This window comes from Bradyrhizobium sp. SZCCHNS3052 (genome assembly GCF_032484495.1).
Lineage (GTDB): Bacteria > Pseudomonadota > Alphaproteobacteria > Rhizobiales > Xanthobacteraceae > Bradyrhizobium.
Genome location: NZ_JAUETB010000003.1, coordinates 387,396 through 412,840, shown reverse-complemented (window position 1 = coordinate 412,840; position 25,445 = coordinate 387,396). Strand labels below are relative to the sequence as shown.

The window sequence follows — 25,445 nt, the reverse complement described above, 5'->3', positions numbered from 1 at the left end:
GTCTCTCGCCGGTCCGAACAGCACCTCATCCGAGACCGAGGCATTGGCGGATGTCCATCATGCTCCGCCTCAGCCAGGTCTTCACCGTGTTCACCGGCGCCTCGAACTTGGTCGCCAATTGCTCGCGGCTCCAGCCGTTATAGTAGGCAAGCAGCACGAGCTTCTGGCGGTCGGGCTCGAGCTGGCCGACGCATTCCAAAAGACGCTTGAGCTCCTCCGACATCTCACGGCGCGCCAGCGGATCCGGCGTCTCGGCCGCAACCTCCAGCGCGGAGGGCTCATCCTCCAAAGACAGCTCACCGCGCTTGCGCACCAGATCGATGGCGCGGTTGCGGGCGATGGCGGCCATCCAGGTGATCGGGGAAGAAACGGCCGGGTTGAACTGTGCGGCGTTGTTCCAGACCTTCACATAGGTCTCCTGGACGACCTCCTCGGCGAGGTCCTGTCGGTGCAAGATACGGAGCACGACGCCATAGAGTTTCGCGCGCGTCGCCGCGTAGAGGCGCTCGAAGGCGGCCTCGTCCCCTTTGGCAACAGCGGCAAGCAACCAGACCAGCTCTGCCGGCGTCAGCATTCAGCGTCCCCGAAAATCGCCCCGCTCCCTCGTTCGAGCCTACGTCCTCCCGTAGCACAAGTCCTGGGCAACTCTCCACCGGGGCGGGCGCGACGAAAAACCCGGACCTCGCGGCCCGGGTTTTCGAAAGCGACAGCCGTGACGGCGACAGGCTCAGGCGATGACGCCGAGCCGGGCGCGCATCAGGCCGATAGAGTCCATGTCGGCCTGCTCGCGGGCGCTCTCCTCGGCCTTCTCGCGGGCCTGGTCACGCTCGTCGAGCAGCTCGACCTTTTTCATTTCCTCGAACGCCTCGGACAACGCGGCCTTGGCGTCCTCGAGCTGGGTGCGCAGCTCGTCGGCCGAGCGCGTCAGGTTTTCCCGGCGCTGGATCGCGGCCTTGGCGTAGGTCGGATAGGCAAAATGGGTCGGGTCGTTGATGCCGGCCCGCTCCTGCTCGGTCTGGATCTCCCGCTCGAGCTCGGCCGACATGCGCTGGAAGTCAGCGATCATGCCCTCGATCTGCGTCACCCGGCGGCGTTTCTCATCCACCTGAAATTTCTTCAGACGGATCAGCGTTTCGCGCGACTTCATCGACTCATACTCCCCAGAAGTCCCGTGTACGGCGCGGGACAGGGCCGGCCGCCCTTGCTGGGCTCGCCGACTAGGCTCATTACATGGAGGGGATGATTACCCGACAAAGTTAGCTTTCCGTTTCCAAGCGCCCCAGGATCTGTTCCAGCTCCCGATACCCGTTCTGCAGCGTCGAGACCTCGTCCTTGCGCTGGCGCAGGAACGCCTCCAGCGGCTCGTGCAGCCGGATCGCCTCGTCGACCTCCGGACTGGAACCGGCGCGATAGGCACCGAGCCGGATCAGCTCCTCCATGTCGGCATAGGTCGCCATCACTTGGCGCGCGCGCATGATCGTCGGCAAGAATACGGGGTCGGCCGATTTCGGCATCGTGCGCGACACCGATTTCAGGACGTTGATCGCCGGATAGCGGCCGCGTTCGGCGATCGAACGCTGCATCACCACGTGGCCGTCGAGAATGCCGCGCACCGCATCCGCCACCGGCTCGTTGTGATCGTCGCCATCGACCAGCACCGTGAAGATCCCGGTGATGGTGCCCTCGCCGCTGCCCGGCCCCGCCCGCTCGAGCAGTTTCGGCAGCTCGGTGAACACCGTCGGCGTGTAGCCCTTCGCGGTCGGCGGTTCGCCGGCCGACAGCCCGATCTCGCGCTGCGCCATCGCAAAGCGCGTGACCGAGTCCATCAGACAAAGGACATCCTTGCCCTCGTCGCGAAAATATTCCGAGATCGCGAGCGTCAGATACGCCGCCTGCCTTCGCATCAGCGCCGGCTCGTCGGACGTCGCGACCACGACGACCGAGCGCGCGAGGCCCTCCTCGCCGAGATCGTCCTGCAGGAACTCCTGCACCTCACGGCCGCGCTCGCCGATCAGCCCGATCACCGACACCGCCGCGTCGACGTTGCGCGCCAGCATCGACAGCAGCACCGATTTGCCGACGCCGGAACCGGCGAAGATGCCGAGTCGCTGGCCGCGGCAACAGGTGAGAAAGGTGTTCAATGCACGGACGCCGAGATCGAGCGGCGAGCCGACGCGCCGGCGCGAATGCGCCGGCGGCGGATTGTTCCGATAAGGAACCGGCGAGGCGCCCTGCGGCAGCGGCCCCTTGCCGTCGATCGGCTCGCCCATCGCATTGATGACTCGGCCGAGCCAGGCCGGCGACGGCCGCACCTGATTGGCGGCATTGGCGATCACGGCGCGGCAGCCGCGGCGCACGCCCTCCAGCCCGGCGAACGGCATCACCACGGCATTCTTGCCGGAGAAACCGATCACTTCGGCAGGGATGTAATTGTTGCCGGTCTCGATCACGATGCGCGCGCCGACCGACATCGCATGAATCGGCCCGGCGATCTCCACCATGAGTCCCTTCACGCCGACGACACGCCCATAGGTGTTCACGGCGTCGATGTCGCTGATCTGCTCGGCCAGAGCCTTCATTGCCAAAGCGCCTTCATCGCGAGAGAGCTGTCATTGGGCCAGAGCCTTCATTGCGAAAACCTTAAGTAGGGGCAGATTCGCGTCGTCGGCTTAACTCTGTGTTTACTCGCATCATTAATCATTACGTCATGGTCTGGAGTGACTGACGTGCTTCGCTTTGCCGCCCTCAAAAAGCGGTGAGATCCGAGAGTCGGTTAGGTCCATCTCTTAACATGGAGCTTGAACGAGAGCGGCTAAGAAAAACTGCTTCATCGCAACACCTTACGGCGATTCGATAAAAATTGCACGGATAGAGCTTGCGGAGGGGAATCAGGATTTGTTAACCATCTCTCGTCAGGATCCGAATCAGTTGTTCAAAGGCGTTTTGAGTGCCGCAGATGGCGGCCGACCTGACGCCCGGAGCGGCGACTATGGGGAACTGGCATGCGCGTTTTGCTGATTGAGGATGACAGCGCCGTCGCGCAGTCGATCGAACTGATGTTGAAGTCCGAAAGCTTCAATGTCTACACGACTGACCTGGGCGAAGAAGGCGTCGACCTCGGCAAGTTGTACGACTACGACATCATCCTTCTCGACCTCAATCTGCCCGACATGTCCGGTTACGACGTGCTGAAGCAGCTGCGTGTCTCGAAGATCAAGACGCCGATCCTCATCCTGTCCGGCCTCGCCGGCATCGAGGACAAGGTCAAGGGTCTCGGCTTCGGCGCCGACGACTACATGACCAAGCCGTTCCACAAGGACGAGCTGATCGCCCGCATCCACGCGATCGTCCGCCGTTCCAAGGGCCACGCCCAGTCGGTCATCCAGACCGGCGACCTCGTCGTCAACCTCGACACCAAGACGGTCGAAGTCGGCGGCCAGCGCGTGCATCTGACCGGCAAGGAATACCAGATGCTGGAGCTGCTCTCGCTGCGCAAGGGCACCACCCTGACCAAGGAGATGTTCCTCAACCATCTCTACGGCGGCATGGACGAGCCCGAGCTGAAGATCATCGACGTCTTCATCTGCAAGCTGCGCAAGAAGCTCGCCAACGCCTCCGAAGGCCGCAACTTCATCGAGACCGTCTGGGGCCGCGGCTACGTGCTGCGCGAGCCGCACGACATGGACGAGCGCATCCCCGCCTGAGCTTTCACTGGGTCCACCGGCGAGCCTCACGGCTTGCTCCTCCCAGACTGGGCCCCGCCGCGAATGGCGGGGTTTTTGTTTGTGGGCTGGGTCGATCGAGGCGAAGAACGTCGCGCACAGGCTGCGGCTTCGCGAACATTGCGCTCCCTTCTCCGGCGGTTGCGGCGCATCGCCTGTCCCGGCAGGGCAAGCCTGGCAGTCGGGCGCGATCTGCTGCCCCCCATCTCCGTCATTGCGAGGAGCGAAGCGACGAAGCAATCCAGAGTCCCACCCTGGCCCCTGGATTGCTTCGCTGCGCTCGCAATGACGCCCGGGGGCGACGTTCAACCCGAGAAGCACGCACGACATCTGCGGATGCACCTTATGCGACCCTGCGGACAAACCCTCGCGATCTCGCGGCGCCCAGCGCCCGAGCTATGTGCCATTCTCACCGCCCTCTCCTAACCGAGGGCGCAGGGAAGGCCGGGCGCTGGCCGCGCCCGTGGCCCGCCTGCAGAAAAGAAAGCAGGCGGCAGTCACCACAGGTCTGGCCGAAACACCCGGCCCTCCCTGCGCGATGGCTTTACGATTTATACGCGATCTCCCTGGGGACCGGCTGTCTTGCCCCCATCACCCGCAGGCAGCTCATCAGCAACGCCCGCAGGCTCGACCTCAGCACCGGGAGGCCAGGACCACGCGACTTCACCGTGCGCCCGGGATCGTTCGTCGGCACGGCGAACCATGCTGCGATCCCAAGCGCCCATCGCATCCCACACCCGACGTCCGTGACGACCGCGAAGCGTCCCCTCGTTGGGGCGGGACGCGCGGAGTAAAGCACATTTTTCGTAAAAACAAAATAGAATTTCGATAAACAGAAATCATATTTCTTCCAGCCGTTCGAACGGCCACCGTCAAGGCTTGCGTTCCCGATCGAGACTCTGTCGAACGCTCCTGTTTCGGATCGACGATCTGCCATGTGCGGCTTCGCGCAAGTCACCTGCGATGCCCATGCGGCGCAGAGATCGGTCCCAACGTCAGAGGCATGTTGCGGAGCGACATCGGCTCCGCCGGGCACCGCACCAGAGCCGAAGAAATGATGCCAAAAGGTGTGCGGACCGTGACGTCGCACCCGCCCTTATTACCTTGAGTTGCATCAAAGACGGCCAGCAATTTCCGTGGCAGGCTAGCACTGACGGCGTATCCGTCATCAATGGTCCTTCAACGTGAGGAGTTCACTATGGCTAGAAGCATTGCTGTTGGTCTTGCTATTCTCGCCGTCTCTACATCTGCGGCCTTGGCAGGACATCGTACTCATCATGCAAAAGGTACTCATGCAAAAGCCAGTGCGGCTCAGCAGGTCGGGGCGAGCAAAAGTGATCGCGACCAATATGGAAATATGCAGGTCAATCCCGGAACTCCGGGCCTGAGCGGCAGCAACGCTGCCCTACATGCAAAAACGCATCGCGATTCCGGCTACGGGCCGAAGAGTGACTACAATGCAGACGGGACCATGCGGGTTGATAGCGGAACTCCGGGCGTAAGCGGCAGCAACGCTGCCCTACATCGTAGAACGCACCGCGATTCCGGTTACAATCCCAAGAGTGACTACAACGCGGACGGGACCCTGCGGGTGCATCAATAGTCGTTTCTTGCGACCACGTGATTGGCCCGGAGCGTTCCGCGCACCGGGCTTTCACGTCCACGAAAACTAGCGGTCCTTGCATTCACCGACAGCGATTACGGTGACGCTGCTCGACTGCACAAAACTATCATCTCGGCCGTTGTGTAACGGTGGGCCCATGAGTCTGGCCGGTCGCGCTGGCGGCACCGTACGCGCGGACGCCATGTAGGAGCTAGTCGCAAAGATACTGTTCCTGCTGTCGTCCGAGGCGTCGAACCTGACCGGCGCGTTCTACGCGACGGACGGCGGATGGACGGCCTATTGAACCCGCTTCCAGTCCGCTGAGGACTGGAACGATCGTTCACCCACGATCAGCTTCGAGCAAAGAGACGAGATCATGATGCGATCCCGCGGACCCGCATCATGATCTCAGGGTCTCGGAAGAGCCGCGGACCTAGCGGCACTCCTTGATTACGGTGACGCTGCAGAAAACTATCGGAAAACTACCGCGCGATCCTCCTCCAACGGCGAGCCTCGCCAAAAGCACGTCCATGAGTCCGTCCGGTCGCTCTCGCTGCAGCGGCGCGGACCGGATGGGTGGCCTGCGGCACATTTCGCTCTGGTTGATCAAGATCAATCGCGCTACCTTGGCCTCGCCGATCATCGGATCACGCAATGAGCTGGTGGCAGAGCCATGCCGGACGGCAGACGTCTCCCAATGCGCGGAAGCCTCGGTCCGCACCTGGCGGCGTGGCTGTTCTCGCTGCTGCTCGTTTCTGCCGCCGGCGCCCAGGCACTGGGGCCCACGTTCGAGAACCGGCCGATCGAGTCGGTGCGTCTGGTGCTGTCGGGCGTGGTGCCCAGTGGGGCGCAGCGGGTCGCGTTCGAGGATCGCATTCGGCGGGCACTCAACATCTATCCGGGGTCGCAGCTTCACGACCTGATGGTCGATTTCGGGCTCGCCAAGGTGAAGCGCATCCCCGGCGTGGCCACGGCCTCGATCAACTACGTCGACGGCAACACCGGCGGCGTTGCGGTCGAGCTCAGCGTCGTCGTCGGCGACCGGCCGCAGGCGGATCCGGGCCGCGTCGATTTCCCCTATCTTCATCAGGGCGACGACAGCCTGCTGAAGCTCAAGCTGACGGCCGCGACGCTCGGCTACGCCAATCACGATGCCTGGTATGGCCGGCCGCAGGCCTTCGTCGGCGCCAATCCACTCGCCAAGGGACCGGCCGGCGCCGGCTGGTCGTCGTTCGGCGAAGCCGCGCTGGAGGGCGGGCTGCAGGGCATCGGACCGGTCGGCAACAACATCTATGCCTATGGCAGCCTCTCCTATCTGGCCAGCGGCTCGACCGGCACGGACCTGTTCGTCACCGGCCCGCGCCGCCATGGCGCGATCGAGGACGCCTATGCGGGCCTCGTCACGGGGATCACGGGCGACGACGGCTCGCGGCTGGTGATCAACCTGTCCGGCGGACGGCAGCCGTTCCAGATTGCCGACGGCATGCTGATCAGGATCACGGCAGCCAACGGTTTTGACCGCGCCGCGCTGCAGCTCAATCCGCGCTGGGCTGCCGACAGTTTGTTCCTCGCGCAGGCTCGCTACAACACCACGAAATTCGAGGCCTTCCGTCTCGCCCCCGACGAGCTGCCGGCGATCGATACCCACACCGTCATCGCCGGCGCGAACCTCGAGACGGGCCTGGGCACGCCGCATCAGCTCGGACTGACCTATCTGACCGTGCCGCGCTCCGACTACGGCTGGTACACGGCGACGGCGCAGGGCACGCGCCAGGGGCTGCAGGTCGCCGACGTGCGCTATTACTGGACGCCGGCCATCGGCGCGTCCGGTCCCTATGCGAAGACGGAGCTGGCGTTGCAATGGAACGACCGCAACGCGTTTCCGATGCGCGCCTGGGGCGGCTATGTCGAGGCGGGCTACACCTTCAACGAGGCGCTGTGGCGCCCCACTTTGAGCTATCGGCTGTCCGGATTCAGCGGCGACAATCCGGCGACGCGGACCTATGAGCGCTGGGATCCGCTGTTGTCGGGCGGCACCGGCGAGGAATGGGTGCAGGGGCTGAACCACTACAAGCTGTTTCAGGACACCAACCTGATCGCCCATCGCCTGCAGGCGATCCTGCGGCCGGCGCCGCAATGGGAGCTCGTGCCGCAGGCCTGGCTGTTCCAGGCGCAGCAGCTCAACAATATCGGCGGCACCACCTCGACGCTGGCCGGGCATCTGCTCGGCTACGAGGTCAATTTGACGGTGAAGTATTTCATGAGCCGCAACGTGATGTTCCAGTCGGGCGTCGCGCTGACGGCGCCGCTGTCCGGCGTCAGCCAGGCCGTTGTCGGCAACACCCGCCCGTGGTTCAGCGCGATGTCGCTGGCCCGGATCAGCTTCTGAGGGGAGATGTCGATGGATCGCCGCAGCATGTTGCAGAGCCTGGGTTCGGGGGCCGTGACGATTCCGCTGGCGCAACTGCTTCCGGGAGGCGCTGAGGCGGCTGAGCCCGTCGGCCCGGCCAACCTCGCGATCAGCCCGATCGATCCGGACTACTTCATCAAGGATCGCTTCAAGTCACGGACGATCGCCATCACCGGATTTGCCCGCGGCATGGGCCGCGCCGCCGCGCTGCGGGCGGCGCGCGAGGGCGCCAACATCGTCGGGATCGACTGGCTGCCGGACACGGCGCGCGAGACGGCGGCCATGATCCAGCGCGAGGGTGGCGCGATCGAATTTCTCGTCGGCGATGTCGCGAAGGGCGACACCTGCGACATGATGGTCAGGCGGGCGGTCGAGAAATTCGGCGGACTGGATTTTGCCATCAACAATGCCGGCGTCATGGACGGCGTATTTTCCGGCGAGGCGTTCGACTACGACAAGCAGAAGGACCTGCTGTTCGCGCCGATCCACGAAGCCTCCGATGCCTATTGGGACAATGTCCTCGCCACCAACGCCACCGGCGTGTTCCGCGCCATGCGGGCCGAGCTGCGGCAGATGGTCGCGCAGAAGCGCGGCGGGGCGATCGTCAACGTCGCCTCGATCGCCGGCCTGACCGGACTGGCCGGCAATCCGGCCTATGTCGCCAGCAAGCACGCCGTCAACGGATTGACCGCCAACGCCGCGGTCGACTACGCGCCCCACGGCATTCGCATCAACTCGGTCAACATGGCGGCGACGGACACGCCGATGATCGCGCGGGCCGCGCAGGCCGTCGCGGCCAAGATGCAGCGGTCGCCGGCCGACGGCGGCATGGGACGGCTGAAGACAAACTCGATCCTCAGCTATGCCGATCCCAGGCATCGTCCGGCCACCGTGTGGGAGCAGGTCGCGGTGATGCTGTTCCTGCTGTCGCCCGAGGCGTCGAACCTGACCGGCGCGTTCTACGCGACGGATGGCGGATGGACGGCCTACTGAGCCCGCTTCAAGACGGCTAGAGCATGATCTTTTCGGAAAACCGGTTTCCATTTTTTTGGATCATGCTCTGAGGACTGGAACGCTCGTGTGCCCGCGATCCGCTTCGGGCAAGAGACGAGATCATGATGCGATCCCGCGGACTCGCATCACGATCCCATGGCCTCGTCTGCGCGGCGACGGTTCAGCGCGGGCGCAACGCTCAGCGCCCTTTCCTCTTGGCGCTCGTCTTGGCTCGCCTGGCGGTCTTGGTCGCGGTCTTCTTCGCCGGACGCTTGGCCGCCGTCTTGGTCGCCTTGGCCTTCGCCTTCTTCGCTGAGGCGGCACGCTGGCTTGCCGTTTTCGACGCCTTCTTCGCGACCTTCTTTGTCGTGCTTGTCTTGCGGCCGGCCGAGGTCTTGGCTGCAGCGGCGGTCTTCTTTTGGGCCTTCTTGGCCGGCTTGGTCGACGGCCTCGCGGGCTTCGTCGTCGCAGCCGGTGTCTTGGCCGGCTTGGTAGTGCCGGTTGGCTTGGCGGGCTTCTTCGGCGTCGGTGGCGTTTCGACCGCCCCGCCGCCACCCGCCGCCGACAGCCAGAACCGCAGCTCCGGCGACTTCTCATCCGCGCCCTTGATGTAACGGTCCTGCCAGGTGTCGTCGGATTGCAGCGGCTTGCCGAAGATCTCCGGGTGCTGCTGCAAGAGGAAGCGCCAGGCGTAGTGGTCGTAGAGGTCGAGGACGTGGCAGGCATAGGCCTCGGCGAGACCGCGGTGACCGCGGATGATCAGCATGTTCTCGTCGTTGTTGTGCGAGGCGCGGAAGCCGAGATTGTGCGAGCCGGTGACGACGACGCAGTCGTCGCTGAACGGATCGATCACCACGATCTTGCTGTGGATGATGGCGAAGCCGTATTTGCCGAGCTCCCTCTCCCACTTGCCGAACGCGTCCTGCACCGCGCCGGCCGGCACGGCGCGGAAATCGATGCTGCCCTTGGCGCCCGGCTTCTTCGGCTTGCCGGCCTCGCCGACCACCGTCACCTGGGGCGCGGTGTCGTCCGCTCCCTCCTCCGCCGGCACCTCCGAATGGCCGCCGGAATGCAGCGCGGCGGAGAAATTCGTCGCGCGCACCGGGCTGGTCAGCGCGCCCCGCACGAACAGATCGGGCTTGTCCTTGAGCAACCGGCCGGCGACGTCGAGGATCGAGTTGTTGCCGGGATCGAAGGCCAGGAACAGCACGGCGTGCTTGGCCGATCGCATCAGCTCGAACACGCGGCCCATGTCACCGGGCGTATCGGGATTCTTGCCGAGCTTGCCGTGGGTGTTCGGCGAGAACATCGGCTCGACGGTGACGCCGTGGCCTAGGTCGACCGGCGCCTGGATCGCGTCGGCATTGTTGGCGCGGGCGAAGTCGCGCAAGGTCTTCGACTGCAGCGCCGACTTGTCGCCGGCGGCGGCGTCGACGTCGGCCTTCAGCGCGTTCCAATAGCCGAGATAGCGCTGCGCCAACACTGGGCTCTCCACCACCAGCGCGTTGTTGGTCTGGGTGCACAGGCCGGTCGAGGTCCAGTTGGTCGAGCCGGACAGCACCGCGCTCGGCTTGCCGTTCTCGGTGAGCACCATGAACTTGTTGTGCGGGATGCTGCCCTTACCGAGGATGCGGTCGATCACGGTGACGCCGGCGGACTTGAGGTCGGCGCGGTTCTCGGCGTCGGCGTCGTCGGTGTCCTTGCCCTGCTCGTTGCCGAGGATGACCGTGCGGCTGTTCGGGTTCTGGTGCAGCTGCTTCTCGAGGCCGTCGGGATCGTTCAGCTCGTAGAGGGCGGCATGGATGGCGCCGCCGCCGGCATCGGCGCGCGCCAGCAGCGAGGTCAGGCCGTCTTGAAGCTGGCCCATCAGGCGGATGCGAATGGGATCGGAAGGATCGAGGATGTGCGGGGCCAGCGCCGACACGCTCGGCTTGTCGTTCAGCGCATGGCTGAGCGCCTGGGTCGCGGTGATGCCGCGGTTGAAATAGACGTGGAACGGCGGCCGCTCCGGCGTCAGCGTGACCGGATTGCTCTCCAGCGGCGCGACGCCTTCGAGCGGCGTCAGCGCCTGGCCGGGCGTGCCGGCCATCGGCACGATGCGATATTTGTAGGTGCCGCCGCGCTTGGCGAACAGATCCTTCCACCAGAACTTCTGGATCGGCGCCTGCTCGGTGGTGAGCTTGTCCGCGGTCTGCCCGGCAAACCGTGCCAGCGCCGGCAGCACGGTGTCGGTGTGATCGGCGAGATCGATGCGATGAATGGCGAAGCCGAGACAGCCGTCGAGACGGCGATCGAAGGTCCAGGCGATGACGGCAATATCATTGTTGGAAAAGGCAAGCGCGGGCATGGCGGCACTCCTTGTCTGACAAGGATATGTCGTGCGGTTGTGACAAGGGTTCGACACATCCGGAACAAGAAGTGGCTAGTCGGAGGTCGCGAGGGAAGATGGTGCGGTGCGGGAGGGCAGTGGCTCGACCGGATCGCTGCTCACCCTCCTCCGGAGAGCCGGGGTGGGGGACAGACTACCCACACATGAGGTGAATGAGATGGATTGGCGAGGAAGCCTTCCGGATGGACGACGCGCGTAGCCTCAACCTCCCGGGCAGAGCGATCGCATATGGCCCCCTACGGATTGCTCTCGTCTGTTTCCACGTCGTCATGGCCGGGCTCGTCCCGGCCATCCACGTCGTCCGGCGCCCTGGGAGCAACGTGGATGCCCGGGACAAGCCCGGCCATGACGGAGTAACTAGCCGGCAGGCGTCGCTGCCGCGCTTGTCGCATTCGTCATATGCGATCGCCCTGCCGTCCAGGGGAGGGTGGGCACCTGTGTCCAACTCGTCATTGCGATGAGCGCAGCGACGAAGCAATCCAGAGTCCCGTTCACGACTCTGGATTGCTTCGCTTCGCTCGCAATGACGCGTCGAGAGAGCGCGCTCAGGCCGCTCAGGCCAGGCCGCCCGGCTTGCCGCGGGTGACGTAGCGGCCACTGCCCTTGGCGCCGATCAACTCGCCGTCGCGCACGACGAATTTTCCGCGCAGCATGGTCGCCACCGGCCAGCCGGTGATCTCGATGCCTTCATAGGGCGTGTAGTCGGAGCCGTGGTGCAGGCCGGACTGGCTGATCTTCGCGGTCTTCGCCGGGTCCCACAGCGCGATGTCGGCGTCGTAGCCGATCGCGATGGAGCCCTTGCCCTTCAGGCCGTAGGTCTTGGCATGGTTGGTGGCGGTGAAGGCGACGAACTGGTTCAGGGTGATGCGGCCCTTGCTGACGCCTTCGGAGAACAGGATCGGCAGCCGGGTCTCCACGCCGGGGATGCCGTTCGGTACCCAGCGAAAGCTGGTGCGGCCCTTCGGCGTCAGCTTGCCGGCCTCGTCGTCGTAGCGGAACGGGCAGTGGTCGCTGGAGAACAGCGAGAACACGCCCTGCTGCAGGCCCTCCCAGCAGGCCTCCTGGCTGGCCTTGTCGCGCGGCGGCGGCGAGCAGACATATTTGGCGCCTTCCATGTTGAGGCCCTGCATGTCCTCCTCCGTCAGCACCAGATATTGCGGGCAGGTCTCGCCATGGATCTTCAGACCCCGAGCCTGCGCGCGGCGGATCTCCTCCATCGCCTCGCGGTTGGAGACGTGGACGATCACGATCGGCACGTCGATCAGCTCGGCCAGCGAGATCGCGCGATGCGTTGCCTCGCGCTCGACCGGAATCGGGCGCGACTTGCCGTGATAGTACGGCGCGATGTGGCCGGCACGCTCGAGGCGATCGGTGAGGAAGCGGATCGCGTCGTAGTTCTCGGCGTGGATCTGCACCAGGGCCCCCCGCTCGCGCGCGACCTGCAGCACGCCGAGGATCTCGTAGTCGTTCAGCGCGAGCCCCTCATAGGTCATGAAGATCTTCAGCGACGAATAGCCGTCGGCGACCAGCGCCGGCAGCTCCTGGCCGAGCACGGCGTCGGTGGGATCGGCGATGATGAGATGGAAGGAGTGATCGACGTAGCAGGCGTTGTCGGCGAGCGCGTGATAGTCCTTCAGCGCTGATCGCAAGGGCTGGCCCTTCTCCTGCAGGCAGTAGGGCATGACGAACGTGTTGCCGCCGAAGGCGGCGGCGCGCGTCGCGCTCTCGAAATCGTCGGCCATGACGATGCCGGGGCCGGAGGGCTGGCTGATATGGACATGGCTGTCGATGCCGCCCGGCAGCACCAGCAGGCCCGTGGCATCGACGATCTCGTCGGCATCGGTGATGGCCTCGCCGATCGCGACGATGCGGCCGCTCTTGATGGCGACATCGGCCTTGAACGTATCGCTCGCGGTGGCGACGGTGCCGTTGCGGATGACGGTGTCGAAGGCAGCCATGTGACGCGCTCTCCCTAGTCCAGATTCAAGCGAATTTCTGAAACAGCGATCCCCACCCGCTGACGCCGCTGACATCGACCCCTGCCAGTTTCAGCGATTTCCATACCACGGTGGCGATGGTGTCGAGAATGGGAATGCCGGTCTCCAGCTCGAGCCGCGCGACCAGCGGCGCGGCGCGCATGTTGGTGCAGACCACCGCGATCGCATCCGGCTTCTCGCGCGCGACCTCGCGGATCATGGTCTCGATCTCGGACGGCGTCACTTCCGCGAAGGAGAAATTGTCCTGCAGGTTGAGGTGCCGGTCGCCGCGGCAGGCGATGCCGAGCCTGTCGTAGTTGGCGATGATGCGCGCCTGGACGTCGTCGCGGTAGGGCGTGACGAGGCCAAGCGAGGTGACCTTCGCCGCCGCCAGGATCTCGTTCAGCGCCAGCATCGAGGTGGTCGCAGGGATGCCGGTGGCTGCGGTGATATGCTCGCACAGTTTCACGTCGGCCTCGAAGCCGAGCCAGCCCGACGAGGTGCCGTTCCAGCCGATGACGTCGACCTTGGCATGCGCCAGCAGCTCGGCGGCGCGCAGGATGTTGGAAATGTCGAACTGCGCGAGCGCGTCGGACGAGAGCGCGATCTCGGTGACCTTGAAGCGCGAGAAATGCGCGGAGACGTTGGGCAGGCTCGCGACCATCGCCGAGGTGATCGGCTCCAGCGCGGTGTTGGACGACGGCGTGAGCATGCCGAGCAGCGTGCGTGTGGTCATGGGTGAACGACCTCGTTCGATCGCGGATGGCGAGCGGGAGAGCCTCCCCCGCTTGCGGGGGAGGCCGGATCGCATCGCAGATGCGATCCGGGTGGGGGAACTCTATCCGCTCGGGCAGCGCGCCGTGCGGCGCCCCCACCCCAGCCCTCCCCCGCAAGCGGGAGAGGGGGCGCACTGCCGTTGTGGCGAGGGCTTGACCTGAACATGCAGCGCTTGGGCGGGCGCGATTGAGCAGCAATCATGCACTCGCCCCCTGCTCCGCCCGCTCGCCACGCAACAACGCCAGGATATGCCGCTTCAACTCATTGAACTGCGGTGACGTGATATCACGCGGCCGCGGCAGATCGATCGGGATGATCTCGACGATGCGCCCCGGCCGTGCGCTCATCACCGCAACATGCGTGCCCAAGGTCAGCGCCTCGTCGATGCCATGGGTGACGAACACGATCGTGCCCTGGTGCTGCTGCCAGATGCGCACCAGCTCGGTCTGCATGTCCATGCGGGTCTGCTCGTCGAGCGCGCCGAACGGCTCGTCCATCAGGATCACTTGCGGATTCATCAGCAGCGCCCGGGCGATGCCGACGCGCTGGTTCATGCCGCCCGACAGCTCCGACGGATAGTGGTTCTCGAAGCCGGTCAGCCCGACCATGTCGATATAGATCTGCGCCTTCGCCCGGCGCTCGGCCTTCTGCCCGCCGCCGAGCAGGAGATGAAAGGCGACGTTCTCCCACACCGGCAGCCACGGCATCAGATTGGCATGCTGGAACACGACGCCGCGATCGGCGCCGGGCGCGATCACCGGCCGGCCGTCGACGGTGATATTGCCGGCGCTCGGCTTCTCGAAGCCGGCAATCATGTTGAGCAATGTCGACTTGCCGCAGCCGGAGGGACCGAGCAGGCAGACGAGCTCGTTGCGGGCAATGGACAGATTGATGTCGGCGAGCGCGGTGACGTCGGCGTTGCGCTTCTTGTCGGTGAAGATCTTGGAGACGCCGGAGATCTCGATCGTGGCCATCGTCATTCTCCGCCACGAAGCGTGGTGTTGCGCTGCCAGTGCAGCACGCGCGCCATCACGAAGCGGATGGCGAGATCGCTGCAGAAGCCGAGCAGGCCGATACTCGCCATCGCCGCCAGCACCAGATCGTAGCGCAGGAAGTAGTAGGAATCCCACAGCACGTAGCCGAGCCCGCTCTTCACCGCGACCATTTCGGCCGTCACCGTCAGCATCCACGCCGAGCCGATGCCGATGCGAAGCCCTGCAAAGATGCTCGGCATCGCCGCGGGCACGACGATGTAGCGCAGCAGCTTGCGCTCGCTGCCGCCGACCATGGCGCCGGCGCGGATCAGATTGCGGTCGCAGGTCTTCACGCCGTGGATGGTGTTGAGCAGGATCGGAAAGAACGCGCCGAGGAACACCAGGAAGATCGCCGGCTTGTTGGCGATGCCGAACCAGATGATGGCGAGCGGGATCCACGACACCGGCGGGATCGGCCGCAGCATCTGAAGCGTCGGCTCGATCACGATCTCTATCTTGCGCGACCACCCGATGGCGACCCCGAGCGAGACGCCGAGCACGGTGGCAATCGCAAAGCCGGCGGCAACGCGCGACAGGCTCGCCAGCATGTCGGCGAGCCAATGGCCGCTGTAGGTCTGGGTGTTGCCGTCGGTGCCGACCAGCCAGTCCGCCCACGCCCACACGACCGTCGACGGCGCCGGCAGCAGCGCTGCCGGCAGCGCGCCGGAGCGCGAGAACGCCTCCCAGCCGGCGAGCACGAGCACCGGCACGACATAGCGGTCGAGCTTCCTGAGCTGGGCGAGCGCCGTCATCTCAGTAGCCGAGCTCGGTCTTCGGCTTGCCCGTGGCCGCTTCCAGGAAGCGGTAGTCGAGGTTCTTCTCGACGGCGGCCGTGACGTCCGAGTTGATGTATTTCAGGTCGCGCATCATCGTGGCGATGGCGAGCGCCGAGGCACGGTACATCTTCGGGTCGGGATCGAGATTCTCGACCGCGCCGGTCGCGATCGCCTTGTCGAGGCCGGTGATCTTGGAGATGACCTCGATCAGCGCCGGCTTGTCGGCGGCGATGTGCGCATCGACCTTGACGACCGCGCGCACCACGCCCTCCAGCGCCTTCGGGTTCGACGTGATGACGTCGGAGCGGGTCAGGATCAGGTTGGTCAGCTTGCCGGCGGCCTGGTCGTAGGGGAAACCGAAGAACTTCGCCGCCTTGGCCTGCATGATCTGGGTCGCGAACGGCTCGACGGTGCAGATCAGCTCGACCTCGCCGCGGCGCAGCGCCTGCAGATGGTCGGACGGATTGGGGATGTTGACGAACTGCACGTCCTTGTTGATGTCGATGCCCTGCTTGGCGAAGGCGCCGCGCATGTGGATGTCCTGCGCATTGCCGCGCGAGGCGGCGACGCGGAACGGCTTGCCGTCGGCCTTGTATTTGGCGATCAGCGCCTTCAGCGCGCTCCAATCGCCCGGCGCGACCTCGAGATCATTGCCGAGCAGGATCGCCGAGCCGCCATTGACCTGGCCGGAGATCGCGACCACGTCGAAGCCTTTGTCGAGCGCGATGGCGTAATGCAGATAGGTCACCTGCGCGACGTCGATGTTCTTCGAGACCAGCGCGGTCAGCGCGTCCGTGCCGGTGTTGAAGCTGACGGCATCGATCGCGACGCCTTCGGCGAACTGCGGCGTCAGCGACATCGGCGTGCAATGCGCGCATTTGGCGTAGCCGAGTTTGATCTTGGGCGCGTCGTCGGCGAAGCTGAGCGAGGGCAGCGCGAGCAGGGCGAGAATGAGCAGCACGAAACGTTTCACATCCATCTCCAGGGCAGGTCGATCCACGGGCTTGTCTCTCATGGCTTGTGCTCTCATCAGCAAGCGACATGCCAACTGGATGCGATATGCAATGTTGCTTTTATACAATAAAATCAGTATTTAATGACCATCAAATCTTGAAGGACCTGCCTGATCCGCGGGCGCATCGCCCGAATTTCAGGCATCTCGCAGCGGAGCAGCCGCGCCGACATGACCCCACCAGCACCCCGGCCCAGACTGAAGACGCGCTTCAAGCCGGCGCGGCTGAAGCTGTCGTCCGACCACTCCAAGCGGCCGCTCGAGCGGCTGTCGCTGCACGATCAGGTCGTCGCCAGGGTGCGCGAGATGATCGTGGACGGCGAGCTCGCCGCCGGCGCTGCCTTGCCCGAGCGCATGCTATGCGAGACTTTCGGCGTGTCGCGCACGCCGCTGCGCGAGGCCTTCAAGATCCTCGCCGCCGAGGGCCTCATCGAGCTGCGGCCGCATCGCACGCCCGTGGTGGCGCCGATCGACGCCCGCGAGATCGCCGAGATCTTCGACGTGATGGTGTCGCTCGATGCCGCCGCGGGCCGCGCCGCGGCCGCGCGTGCGACGGCGGACGACCTCGCCAGGCTCGAGGCCATGCATGCCGAGCTGGTGGCGCTGCATCGTGCCGCCGAGCGCGCCGCCTATTTCCGGCTCAACCAGCAGATCCATGCCGAGATCACCAAGCTCGCCGGCAACGCCGTGCTGCTCAACATGTGGGGCACGCTGCACGCGAGCGTCTTCCGCGCCCGCGCCGTGGCCAATTACGATGCGCGGCGCTGGGACGAGTCGATCCGGGAGCACGAGGCCTTCATGGCGTTGCTGCGGGCCCGAGACGGCGACGGCTTCGCGCAGGCGCTCTCCGAGCACACCCGCAAGACCGGGGATTCGGTGCTGCAGATGCTGGACCAGGCCAGGCGGGATCTGGCGAAGGGCGGATAGACTTTGTTCACGTCGAACCGGGCATGCTGGCATAGCGACAGATGAGAGCTCCACACGCTTGGCCTGATCATGATCCTGCAATCGCTCGCCGGCCTGCCGGCCTTTCTGGTGTACTTCTGTACCGCGCTGGCCGCGGTGACGGCCTACCTGTTCGTCTACACCCGCGTCACGCCCTACAATGAATTCCAGCTGATCCGGGACAATCACCCCTCGGCCGCGATCGCGCTCGGCCTCAGCCTGCTCGGCTTCACCCTGCCGCTGGTCAGCGCCATCGCCCATTCCGCCAACGTGCTGGACTGCCTGGTTTGGGCGCTGGTCGCGCTGATCGTCCAGGTGATCGTCTATTACCTCGTCCGCATTCCGGTGCCGGATCTCGCCCAACGCATCGTCGCCGGCGAGCTGGCTTCGGCGATCTGGCTCGGTCTCGCGTCGCTCTCCGCCGGCGCGCTGAACGCCGCCTCGATGATCATCTGACCATGGCCGAGAAACGCCGCGAATTCGGCAAGCGCCGGCCGATGCCGCCCCCGCCCGCGACGCCGCCGGTGAAGCGCTCCGGCCATGTCGCGCTGCTCTTGATGGGCACGCTCGCCGTCGGCAGCACTGCCTATGCGCTGATGCCGCGGCATCAGAGCTGCCCGCAGCCAGGCGCCGAGACGCCGACCATCGCCGGCCAGCCGCAGACGAGCGAATGCACGACGCGCCGCTCGAGCGGCGGTGGTGGCGGCGGCAGCGGCTCCGGCCGCTGGGGATTTTCCAGCGGCGACAGCGATTCCAGAAGCAGCGGATCGAGCCATGTCGCCGAGGCCTCCTCCGCACATGTCTCGCGCGGCGGCTTTGGCTCGTTCGGACACGGCTTCGGAGGCGGCGGCTGATTTTCGTCGCGCCGGCGCCGTGAAAACACCGCGTTCATGCTGTTATCTCGGATTCGGATCTTTGACACAGACTCAAAATCATAAAAAACTGGCCTACCTACTGATCGGAAGCGATCCGATGCAATGTCGGCACCTGATGGTGCCAGCGACGATGAGGGCTGCGGCGACCGCCGCCGCCTCGCAGCAATCTGCTGGCAGGCGATCGCGTGGTCGCCGGCGCGGGATGGCGCCGGGACCGCGCGGACGTGATCATGGCCGCATCATTGATGGCGGCCGCGGTCGTGCTGCGCCCTGTTGCCACGGGCACGGCTTGTTCGCTGCTGCCTTGGGCTGACGCCGATGCAGCGCATCCCCTGTCCCGAACGTGACGACTGGCGCGAGACCGCGGCACGATGCGGATTCGACTTCTACGAACTCGACGGCGAGCGCTATTGGGACGAGCGCGCCTACTACGCATTCACGATCGCCGAGATCGAGCTCGGCATCGAGGAGCCGACGGCCGAGCTCGAGCAGATGTGCCTCGCGCTGGTCGCGCGCGTCGTCGGTGACGAGGCGCTGCTGCGCCGGCTGAAGATCCCGCAAGCGGTCTGGCCGCTGCTGGCGGAGAGCTGGCGCCGGAGGGACGACAGCCTCTATGGGCGGTTCGACCTCAGCTATCAGGGCGGCCGTACGCCGGCGAAGCTGCTCGAATACAACGCCGACACGCCGACGTCGATCTTCGAGGCCGCCGTCTTCCAATGGACGTGGCTCGAGCAAGCGATCGAGCGCCGCATCCTGCCGGGGCGCGCGGACCAGTACAACTCAATCCATGAGCGCCTGATCGAACGCTGGCGCGCCCTCGGCAAGCGGCGCCGCGTGCATCTGGCCGGGCTGACCGCCAACGCCGAGGACGCCACGACCCTGGCCTATCTGGCCGACACGGCAGCCCAAGCGGGCCTGTCGACAACCATCCTTGACGTCGCCGACATCGGCTGGCGCGAGACCGGCGGCGGCTTCGTCGATCTCGAGAACGGCGACATCGCGCTCGCCTTCAAGTTGTATCCCTGGGAATGGATGTTTCGCGATGCGTTCGGCGTCAAGCTCGCGGAGGCGCCGACGCAATGGATCGAGCCGCCGTGGAAGGCCATCCTGTCCAACAAGGGCATCCTGCCCCTGCTCTGGCAGATGCACGAAGGCCATCCGAACCTGCTGCCGGCCTATTTCGAGGACGATCCGAAGGCCGCCGGCCTCGGCCCGAGCTTCGTACGCAAGCCGATCTACTCGCGCGAGGGCGCCAATGTCAGCCTGGTGTCCGACGGCGTCGCCGTCTCTACGCAGGAGGGTCCCTACGGCGCCGAAGGCTTCATCCGCCAGGCGCCGGCGCCGCTGCCGGATTTCGGCGGTGTGTTCCCGGTGATCGGCAGCTGGCTCGTCGACCATCAGCCCTGCGGCCTGTCGATCCGCGAAGACACGAGCCCGATCACGGGCAACCGCTCGCGCTTTTTGCCGCACGCAATCCTGTAGGATATTAACGACCGCCGACGAAAACGCCTCGACACGCCGGTCGAGAGGATTAGATAGACCGAGGGTGAACTCCCTGCGCGATGGGCGCGCATGACCGGGACATGACCGGGACGAGGCATGGCGACGGACAAACCCGAACTCGAAGGCTTGCGTATCCTGGTCGCCGAGGACGAGGGCCTGATCGCGCTCGAGCTGGAAACGGTGTTGCAGGGATTCGGCTGCGAGGTGGTTGGTCCCGTCTCGCGCGTCGGCGACGTGCTGCGCGAGGCCGAGCGCGGCGGCCTGGACGGCGCGCTGCTCGACGTCAACCTGCGCGGCGAGCAGATCTTCGCCGTCCTGCCGCAGCTGATCGCGCGCGAGCTCAAGATCGTGATCACCTCCGGCTATGACGATGCGACGCTGTTTCCGCCGGAGTTCCGCAGCCTGGCCCGGCTCGCCAAGCCGTTCGACGAGCGCGCGCTGCGCGCGATGTGCGAGGCCACGTTCGTTCGGCGTCAACGCAACTCATAACGCCTCGCTCACGCCCGGCGCATCGGGAGGCATCGCGTGTCCATCATCGAAGATACCGCGGCCTACGAGGCCTGGCTTCGCAGCCAATGCAAAGTGGTCGAGGACGACCTTCTCGCCAAGCACCAGCGGATGCGAAAGTCTCCGTTCGCCCTGCTGCGCGCCACCTACTATCGCTGGGCGCGGCGCATCGAGGAGATCTGCCCGGAGCTGGCCGAGGCGCCGGTCGCGCTGTGCGTCGGCGACATCCATCTGGAGAATTTCGGCACGTGGCGTGATGCCGACGGGCGCTGGGTGTGGGGCGTCAACGATTTCGACGAGGCCGCGAGGATGCCCTACGCCTTCGATCTGGTCCGGCTCACGACCAGCATCGAGCTCGCGCCCGACATGGCAATCGACAGCCGCGACGCCGCAGACGCGATCCTCCAAGGCTATCGCGACGGTCTCAAACACCCGCGGCCGGCGCTGCTCGACGAACACGAGATCTGGATCAGGCCCTACGTCAAATGCTCGGATGATTGCCGCCGCGCGTTCTGGGAGGAGATCAACGGCCTCGCGGCCGCCGATGCGATTCCATCCGCGGTGCAGAAGCTGCTCACCGCCAGCCTTCCGGAGCAGGCGAAGAATGCCGCATTCTTCCATCGCTTCGCCGGCGGCGGCAGCCGCGGACGCACGCGCTACGTCGTCGTCGCGACATGGCGCGGCGGCCGCGTCGTCCGCGAGGCCAAGGCGCTGGTCCCTTCGGCCTGGACCTGGGCCAAGAACAGGACGAAGGGCAGGATGCAGCCAAAGCCGGCGCCGCCGCACCGATTCGTCGAGCTGTCGACCGGGACCTATCGCGCGCCCGATCCATTCCTGCACGTTCACAGAACCAATGACGGGGACTACGTGGTCCGACGCCTGTCCGCGGACTCGCGCAAGATCGATCTCGGCAAGGAAGCCGGCGCCGATCTCAAGCTGGAGCTTCTGCGCGGCATGGGCACCGACCTCGCCTCCATCCATGCCGCCGACCGCCGCGCCGGCGCCGGGATCGCGGCGGACCTGAAGCAGCGCGGTTCAGGCTGGCTGCGCCGAGCAGCGCGCGCCGCGCGTGAGGCGACGGAAAGGGACCACGACGTCTGGCGCCGCAAGGCGGCACGCTCCGTTCCGATCGCGCGCTGAGGCGGGCATCCGATCAGTCCGGCTGCACGGCCGATGCCGGCAGATGCTCGGGGGTCGTCTCCGCGGTCAGCGCAAAGGTCAGCGAGCAGCGAATGCCCGCGGGCTCGAAGTCGAGCAGGGCTTCGCCCTCGAGATCGAAGCGGACGACGCGGTCGATCAGCGTGGTGCCGAAGCCGCGCCCACCGCCGCCTTCGATCAGCGGTCCGCCGCGCTCGAGCCAGACCAGCTCCAGCCGGCGGCCATCGTCGCGCAGGCGCCAGGAGATCGTGACCTGGCCGTGGGAGGCGGACAACGCGCCATATTTGGAGGCGTTGGTCGCAAGCTCGTGCAGCACCATCGAAAGCGGCAGCACCAGCCGTGCCTCCAGGAGCACCGGAGGGCCGTCGATGGCGATCCGCCCTTCGCCGATGCCATAGGGCGCCAGCACGGTGGTGAGCAGTTCGTTCAGTCCGATGCCGATCCAACGGGTCTGCGTCAGGATGTCATGCGCGATCGAGACCGCCTGGATGCGCCCGGAGAACGCCTTGTTGAAGGCCGGCAGCGACGGTGAGGTCCGCAAGGTCTGCCCCGCCACCGACTGCACGATCGCCAGGATGTTCTTCACGCGGTGATTGAGCTCGGCGACCAGCACGGTCTGCTGCTCTTCCGCGCGCTTGCGTTCGGTGATGTCGGTCAGGGTGACGATCGAGCCGACCGTCTCCTTGAGATCGTTCACCAGGGGCCCGCCGGACAGCAGGAACGACCGCCCCGACGCCCGCGCGTTGCGCAAGGCGACCTCGACGCCATGGAAGGGCTTGGTCGCCAGCGCCTGATCAAGGCTCTCGCGCGAGAAGCGCGTCAACGTGCCTCGCTGGCTGGCGCTCTGCCCATCGAGCGGGAACGCCTCAGAAAACAACTGGCCGACCGGCGGTCGTTCCGCGAGCTGCTCCGCGACCCAGCTCGCATGGGTGATCCGGCCGTCGAGCGCCAGCACCACGACCGCATCGGTCGCCTGCTCCAGGATCGAGCGCGCAAAGCGCTCGGCATTGGCGACCTCCTCGGCGCGCCGCTGAATCGACATGTCGGTCAGCGTCACGAGCGTGGCCACCACGCCGCCCATCGCCATCTGGCGCATCCACACCGACACTGGCAGTTGGCCGCCGTCAGCGCGGCACAGTTGAGCGTCGGTTGCCGCATCGTCGGCGCGCTGCTCGGGCACCGCTCCCGCAAACAGCGAGGCAAAGCTGCGTCCCACCAATTGCTGTACGCCGAGGCCGGTCAGCGCGCACAGCCTGGAATTGACATAGACGATGCAGCCGTCGGCATCGAGCGTCAGAGCGCCGTCGCTCATGCGCTCGACCAGAACATGATAGGGCGCGTCCGCGCCCTGCAGCATGATGACCTGGGGTCCGGTCGGGCCCTGCACCACCACGGCATCGACGTTGCCGCGATGAATGGCCTCGACCGTCTCCTCCGCCTCGTTACGCGGCCGTCCCGCCTGCATCGCGTCTGTTGATGCCACGCGTCCTCCGTTCAGCTCGGTGCGATGTCCAGACCAACCAGCACCTTCTCCGCATTGGAGAGATCGCCGATGATTCGCTTGAGGGGCTCGGGCAGTTGACGGATCAAGGTCGGGATTGCGACGATCTGATCTCGTTGTGCGAGGGCCGGATCCTTCATCAGGTCGATCACCTCGATCGTGTAGCGGCCCGGCAGATGCGTCTCGCACAGCTTCTTGAGGTTGGCGAGCGCCGCCAGCGATTTCGGCGTCTGACCGGCGACATAGAGCCGGAGATTGTAGCCATCCTGTTCCATCGGAGCCGCCGTCATTTTCTGGATGTCAGCGGGTTGGCTGGGGAGCTCGGACGAGGCCTGGACGAGCGGCTCTCGATCTGCGCGAGGCGAGCGGCTGCGCGCTGATCCTCGCGGGCAGCGCCTTCCAGATTGATGAGCTCCATCTCGCTCTCCTCGTTGGCCAGCTGAGCCTTGAGCGTTTCGATCTGAGCCGCGAGGTCGCGGCGGCGACGTTCGATCTCGCGCGTGCGTCGTTCCGTATCCTGCATGCGCAGCAGGCGCTCGACGCGATCTCTCGCCTCCTGCGCCACCCTGGCCGATCCCGTGAGCACGCCCTCCGGGCCGACATAGACCTCGCGCAGCGAGATGCCGTCGGCACTCATCAGGAATTCGCGGACCTGGTTGGAATGCGCCATGCCGCGCGACTTCAGCAGATAGAGCTGGCGGTTGTGCTCGCCGTTGCTCTCGCGATTGTAGAGCAGCAGCCAGGTGTCGGTGAGCGACGAGATCTGCATCTCCGTGGTCGCCGTCTCCGCGCTGCCGGCGCCGAGATTGGTGAACAGCGCCGTGACGCCGCGCGCCTTCAGGAAATCGATGAGGCGCAACGTCATCGAATGCACGTCGCCGGCAATGCCGGCGCCCATGAGCGCCGAGATGGGATCGACCACGACGGCGGCGGGATCGAACTCCTTGACCTCGCGATGCATGGCGGCGAGATGCGTTTCCAGTCCGTACAGATTGGGGCGCCGGGCCGAGAACCGCAGCAGGCCGCGATCAACCCATTGCTGCAGGTCGAGACCGACCGACTTCATGTTGCGGATGATCTGCTGCGGGGATTCCTCCAGCGCGAAATAGATGCAGCGTTGCCCGCTCTTGCAGATCGAATTGGCGAAGTGTGCCGACACCGTCGACTTGCCCGAGCCGGCCATCCCCGAGATCAGGATACTCGACCCTTTGAAGTAGCCCTGGCCTTCGAGCATGTCGTCGAGATCGGCAATGCCGGTGGAGACCCGCTCCGTCCACGCATCATGCGCGAGCCCCGACGAGGTGATCGGCATCACCGTGATGCCTTCCTGGTCGATGATGAAGGGGTATTCGTTGGTGCCATGCGCCGTGCCGCGATACTTCACGACGCGCAGCCGGCGGGTCGAGAGCTGATCGTGCACGCGGTTGTCGAGCAGGATGACGCAGTCGGCGACGTATTCCTCGAGGCCGTAGCGCGTCAGCGTACCATCACCGCGCTCGCCGGTGATGATGGCGGTGACGCCCTTGCTCTTCAGCCATTCGAACAGCCGGCGCAACTCGGAGCGCAGCACCGCCTGATTGTCGAGGCCGCCGAACAGGGTCTCGATCGTATCGATCACGACGCGCTTGGCGCCGATCGAATCGATCGCGAAGCCGATGCGGATGAACAGGCCGTCGAGATCGTAGTCGCCGGCCTCCTCGATCTCGTTGCGATCGAGATGGATGTGATCGACCACGATCTTCTTCTGCTCGATCAGCCTATCGATGTCGTAGCTGAGCGAGCCGACGTTTTTGATCAGGTCCTCGGGCTGCTCCTCGAACGCGATGAACACGCCCGGCTCGTCGTAGGCGACCGCGCCATTGTAGAGAAACGTCATCGCAAACAACGTCTTGCCGCAACCGGCCGCGCCGCACAGCAGCGTCGGCCGCCCTTGCGGCAGGCCACCGAAGGTGACCTCGTCGAGGCCGTCGATCCCGGTCGGCGATTTGGCGATGACAGGGAGATCCCGCGTCACGATTCGAGGACGCACACTCGTTTTCATCCAATCCCCCGCCACCAATTCAACACGCGTGAGTCCACACCAAGGCGTGAATAGACGCGTCAGGAACCGAAAAGTTCCATGGGTCGGCGAGATTTGCTTCGGAAGGAGGCCTGCGGGCGCAGAAAGGACCGGCCGCCCGCGCGGGACGGACGCACGCGGGACGGAACGGCCGACCGCCCGACCGGTCGAAGCGCCCCCCGGTCACAGACGGCTCCGGCCGGCG

The 25,445-nt window shown here is 65.6% G+C and carries 22 protein-coding genes; 10 read left to right on the top strand and 12 right to left on the bottom strand.

Annotated elements, in window-relative coordinates:
- Positions 1 to 25: 25 nt before the first annotated feature.
- The 3 genes from QX073_RS13435 to fliI all read right to left on the bottom strand — a co-directional run bounded on the left by QX073_RS13435 (position 26) and on the right by fliI (position 2,579).
- Complete coding sequence (locus QX073_RS13435) at positions 26 to 574, bottom strand: sigma-70 family RNA polymerase sigma factor (protein ID WP_315714037.1); 549 nt, start codon at positions 572 to 574, stop codon at positions 26 to 28.
- Positions 575 to 727: 153 nt separating this feature from the next.
- Entirely contained in the window at positions 728 to 1,147 is a 420-nt protein-coding gene (gene fliJ / locus QX073_RS13430) for a flagellar export protein FliJ (RefSeq protein WP_315714036.1), read from the bottom strand.
- 109 nt (positions 1,148 to 1,256) lie between these two features.
- Positions 1,257 to 2,579, bottom strand: a complete 1,323-nt coding sequence (gene fliI / locus QX073_RS13425) for a flagellar protein export ATPase FliI (RefSeq protein ID WP_315714035.1) — start codon at positions 2,577 to 2,579, stop codon at positions 1,257 to 1,259.
- A gap of 423 nt (positions 2,580 to 3,002) precedes the next feature.
- Here fliI and ctrA point away from each other — a divergent pair, with 423 nt between their 5' ends.
- The 4 genes from ctrA to QX073_RS13405 all read left to right on the top strand — a co-directional run bounded on the left by ctrA (position 3,003) and on the right by QX073_RS13405 (position 8,728).
- Positions 3,003 to 3,704, top strand: a complete 702-nt coding sequence (ctrA, locus tag QX073_RS13420; protein ID WP_012046382.1) for a response regulator transcription factor CtrA — start codon at positions 3,003 to 3,005, stop codon at positions 3,702 to 3,704.
- A 1,216-nt stretch (positions 3,705 to 4,920) separates the two neighbouring features.
- A complete protein-coding gene (locus tag QX073_RS13415; RefSeq protein ID WP_315714033.1) occupies positions 4,921 to 5,325 on the top strand; it encodes a hypothetical protein in 405 nt (134 codons plus the stop codon).
- 697 nt (positions 5,326 to 6,022) lie between these two features.
- On the top strand, positions 6,023 to 7,714 hold the full coding sequence (locus tag QX073_RS13410; protein WP_315752690.1) for an alginate export family protein: 1,692 nt from the start codon (positions 6,023 to 6,025) through the stop codon (positions 7,712 to 7,714).
- A 12-nt stretch (positions 7,715 to 7,726) separates the two neighbouring features.
- Positions 7,727 to 8,728, top strand: a complete 1,002-nt coding sequence (locus tag QX073_RS13405; RefSeq protein WP_315752689.1) for an SDR family NAD(P)-dependent oxidoreductase — start codon at positions 7,727 to 7,729, stop codon at positions 8,726 to 8,728.
- Positions 8,729 to 8,927: 199 nt separating this feature from the next.
- Here QX073_RS13405 and QX073_RS13400 read toward each other — a convergent pair whose 3' ends face one another.
- The 6 genes from QX073_RS13400 to QX073_RS13375 all read right to left on the bottom strand — a co-directional run bounded on the left by QX073_RS13400 (position 8,928) and on the right by QX073_RS13375 (position 16,659).
- On the bottom strand, positions 8,928 to 11,075 hold the full coding sequence (locus tag QX073_RS13400) for a phospholipase D-like domain-containing protein (protein ID WP_316225865.1): 2,148 nt from the start codon (positions 11,073 to 11,075) through the stop codon (positions 8,928 to 8,930).
- Between the two features lie 596 nt (positions 11,076 to 11,671).
- Positions 11,672 to 13,150, bottom strand: coding sequence for a dihydropyrimidinase (gene hydA, locus QX073_RS13395; protein WP_315752687.1), 1,479 nt, complete (start codon positions 13,148 to 13,150; stop codon positions 11,672 to 11,674).
- Positions 13,101 to 13,829 (bottom strand): aspartate/glutamate racemase family protein, encoded by a 729-nt coding sequence (locus tag QX073_RS13390; RefSeq protein WP_315826149.1) that lies wholly within the window; start codon positions 13,827 to 13,829, stop codon positions 13,101 to 13,103. The genes hydA and QX073_RS13390 overlap by 50 nt, the downstream gene beginning before the upstream one ends.
- Positions 13,830 to 14,067: 238 nt before the next feature.
- Complete coding sequence (locus QX073_RS13385; protein WP_315826148.1) at positions 14,068 to 14,844, bottom strand: ABC transporter ATP-binding protein; 777 nt, start codon at positions 14,842 to 14,844, stop codon at positions 14,068 to 14,070.
- A gap of 2 nt (positions 14,845 to 14,846) precedes the next feature.
- Positions 14,847 to 15,656: an ABC transporter permease gene (locus QX073_RS13380; protein ID WP_315767806.1), complete on the bottom strand. Its 810-nt coding sequence runs from the start codon at positions 15,654 to 15,656 to the stop codon at positions 14,847 to 14,849.
- Position 15,657: 1 nt separating this feature from the next.
- The gene (locus QX073_RS13375; RefSeq protein WP_316225961.1) at positions 15,658 to 16,659 is read right to left on the bottom strand and encodes an ABC transporter substrate-binding protein; all 1,002 of its coding nucleotides are present in this window, start codon (positions 16,657 to 16,659) and stop codon (positions 15,658 to 15,660) included.
- A gap of 204 nt (positions 16,660 to 16,863) precedes the next feature.
- Between QX073_RS13375 and QX073_RS13370 the strand changes: the two genes are divergently transcribed.
- From QX073_RS13370 to QX073_RS13345, 6 genes are all read left to right on the top strand, one after another.
- On the top strand, positions 16,864 to 17,619 hold the full coding sequence (locus tag QX073_RS13370; protein WP_315752684.1) for a GntR family transcriptional regulator: 756 nt from the start codon (positions 16,864 to 16,866) through the stop codon (positions 17,617 to 17,619).
- 69 nt (positions 17,620 to 17,688) lie between these two features.
- Positions 17,689 to 18,093, top strand: coding sequence for a DUF350 domain-containing protein (locus tag QX073_RS13365; RefSeq protein WP_315714024.1), 405 nt, complete (start codon positions 17,689 to 17,691; stop codon positions 18,091 to 18,093).
- Positions 18,094 to 18,095: 2 nt separating this feature from the next.
- Positions 18,096 to 18,491 carry a hypothetical protein gene (locus tag QX073_RS13360; RefSeq protein ID WP_315752683.1) on the top strand — a complete coding sequence of 132 codons (396 nt, stop codon included), beginning with the start codon at positions 18,096 to 18,098 and terminating at the stop codon, positions 18,489 to 18,491.
- A gap of 339 nt (positions 18,492 to 18,830) precedes the next feature.
- Complete coding sequence (locus QX073_RS13355) at positions 18,831 to 19,994, top strand: glutathionylspermidine synthase family protein (RefSeq protein ID WP_316225864.1); 1,164 nt, start codon at positions 18,831 to 18,833, stop codon at positions 19,992 to 19,994.
- A 117-nt stretch (positions 19,995 to 20,111) separates the two neighbouring features.
- On the top strand, positions 20,112 to 20,504 hold the full coding sequence (locus QX073_RS13350) for a hypothetical protein (RefSeq protein WP_315714020.1): 393 nt from the start codon (positions 20,112 to 20,114) through the stop codon (positions 20,502 to 20,504).
- 36 nt (positions 20,505 to 20,540) lie between these two features.
- The gene (locus tag QX073_RS13345; RefSeq protein WP_315752681.1) at positions 20,541 to 21,662 is read left to right on the top strand and encodes a DUF2252 family protein; all 1,122 of its coding nucleotides are present in this window, start codon (positions 20,541 to 20,543) and stop codon (positions 21,660 to 21,662) included.
- A gap of 13 nt (positions 21,663 to 21,675) precedes the next feature.
- On the opposite strand, the gene QX073_RS13340 is transcribed toward QX073_RS13345, so the two are convergent.
- The 3 genes from QX073_RS13340 to kaiC are packed head-to-tail and all read right to left on the bottom strand — an operon-like array spanning position 21,676 to position 25,222.
- A complete protein-coding gene (locus QX073_RS13340; protein ID WP_315752680.1) occupies positions 21,676 to 23,163 on the bottom strand; it encodes an HWE histidine kinase domain-containing protein in 1,488 nt (495 codons plus the stop codon).
- A gap of 11 nt (positions 23,164 to 23,174) precedes the next feature.
- Positions 23,175 to 23,471, bottom strand: coding sequence for a circadian clock KaiB family protein (locus QX073_RS13335; protein ID WP_012046401.1), 297 nt, complete (start codon positions 23,469 to 23,471; stop codon positions 23,175 to 23,177).
- Positions 23,468 to 25,222: a circadian clock protein KaiC gene (gene kaiC / locus QX073_RS13330; protein WP_316225863.1), complete on the bottom strand. Its 1,755-nt coding sequence runs from the start codon at positions 25,220 to 25,222 to the stop codon at positions 23,468 to 23,470. Before kaiC ends, QX073_RS13335 begins: the two co-directional genes overlap by 4 nt.
- Positions 25,223 to 25,445 lie beyond the last annotated feature (223 nt).

Bases quoted from the DNA above. Each gene is read 5' to 3' on its own strand.
- QX073_RS13405 (WP_315752689.1), top strand. From the start codon at position 7,727: ATGGATCGCCGCAGCATGTTGCAGAGCCTGGGTTCGGGGGCCGTGACG.
- hydA (WP_315752687.1), bottom strand. From the start codon at position 13,150: ATGTCAGCGGCGTCAGCGGGTGGGGATCGCTGTTTCAGAAATTCGCTT.
- ctrA (WP_012046382.1), top strand. From the start codon at position 3,003: ATGCGCGTTTTGCTGATTGAGGATGACAGCGCCGTCGCGCAGTCGATC.
- QX073_RS13350 (WP_315714020.1), top strand. From the start codon at position 20,112: ATGGCGACGGACAAACCCGAACTCGAAGGCTTGCGTATCCTGGTCGCC.
- QX073_RS13380 (WP_315767806.1), bottom strand. From the start codon at position 15,656: ATGACGGCGCTCGCCCAGCTCAGGAAGCTCGACCGCTATGTCGTGCCG.
- QX073_RS13400 (WP_316225865.1), bottom strand. From the start codon at position 11,075: ATGCCCGCGCTTGCCTTTTCCAACAATGATATTGCCGTCATCGCCTGG.
- QX073_RS13375 (WP_316225961.1), bottom strand. From the start codon at position 16,659: ATGGATGTGAAACGTTTCGTGCTGCTCATTCTCGCCCTGCTCGCGCTG.
- QX073_RS13365 (WP_315714024.1), top strand. From the start codon at position 17,689: ATGATCCTGCAATCGCTCGCCGGCCTGCCGGCCTTTCTGGTGTACTTC.
- QX073_RS13335 (WP_012046401.1), bottom strand. From the start codon at position 23,471: ATGACGGCGGCTCCGATGGAACAGGATGGCTACAATCTCCGGCTCTAT.
- fliJ (WP_315714036.1), bottom strand. From the start codon at position 1,147: ATGAAGTCGCGCGAAACGCTGATCCGTCTGAAGAAATTTCAGGTGGAT.
- QX073_RS13435 (WP_315714037.1), bottom strand. From the start codon at position 574: ATGCTGACGCCGGCAGAGCTGGTCTGGTTGCTTGCCGCTGTTGCCAAA.
- fliI (WP_315714035.1), bottom strand. From the start codon at position 2,579: ATGAAGGCTCTGGCCGAGCAGATCAGCGACATCGACGCCGTGAACACC.
- QX073_RS13415 (WP_315714033.1), top strand. From the start codon at position 4,921: ATGGCTAGAAGCATTGCTGTTGGTCTTGCTATTCTCGCCGTCTCTACA.
- kaiC (WP_316225863.1), bottom strand. From the start codon at position 25,222: ATGAAAACGAGTGTGCGTCCTCGAATCGTGACGCGGGATCTCCCTGTC.
- QX073_RS13355 (WP_316225864.1), top strand. From the start codon at position 18,831: ATGCAGCGCATCCCCTGTCCCGAACGTGACGACTGGCGCGAGACCGCG.
- QX073_RS13410 (WP_315752690.1), top strand. From the start codon at position 6,023: ATGCGCGGAAGCCTCGGTCCGCACCTGGCGGCGTGGCTGTTCTCGCTG.
- QX073_RS13385 (WP_315826148.1), bottom strand. From the start codon at position 14,844: ATGGCCACGATCGAGATCTCCGGCGTCTCCAAGATCTTCACCGACAAG.
- QX073_RS13390 (WP_315826149.1), bottom strand. From the start codon at position 13,829: ATGACCACACGCACGCTGCTCGGCATGCTCACGCCGTCGTCCAACACC.
- QX073_RS13360 (WP_315752683.1), top strand. From the start codon at position 18,096: ATGGCCGAGAAACGCCGCGAATTCGGCAAGCGCCGGCCGATGCCGCCC.
- QX073_RS13370 (WP_315752684.1), top strand. From the start codon at position 16,864: ATGACCCCACCAGCACCCCGGCCCAGACTGAAGACGCGCTTCAAGCCG.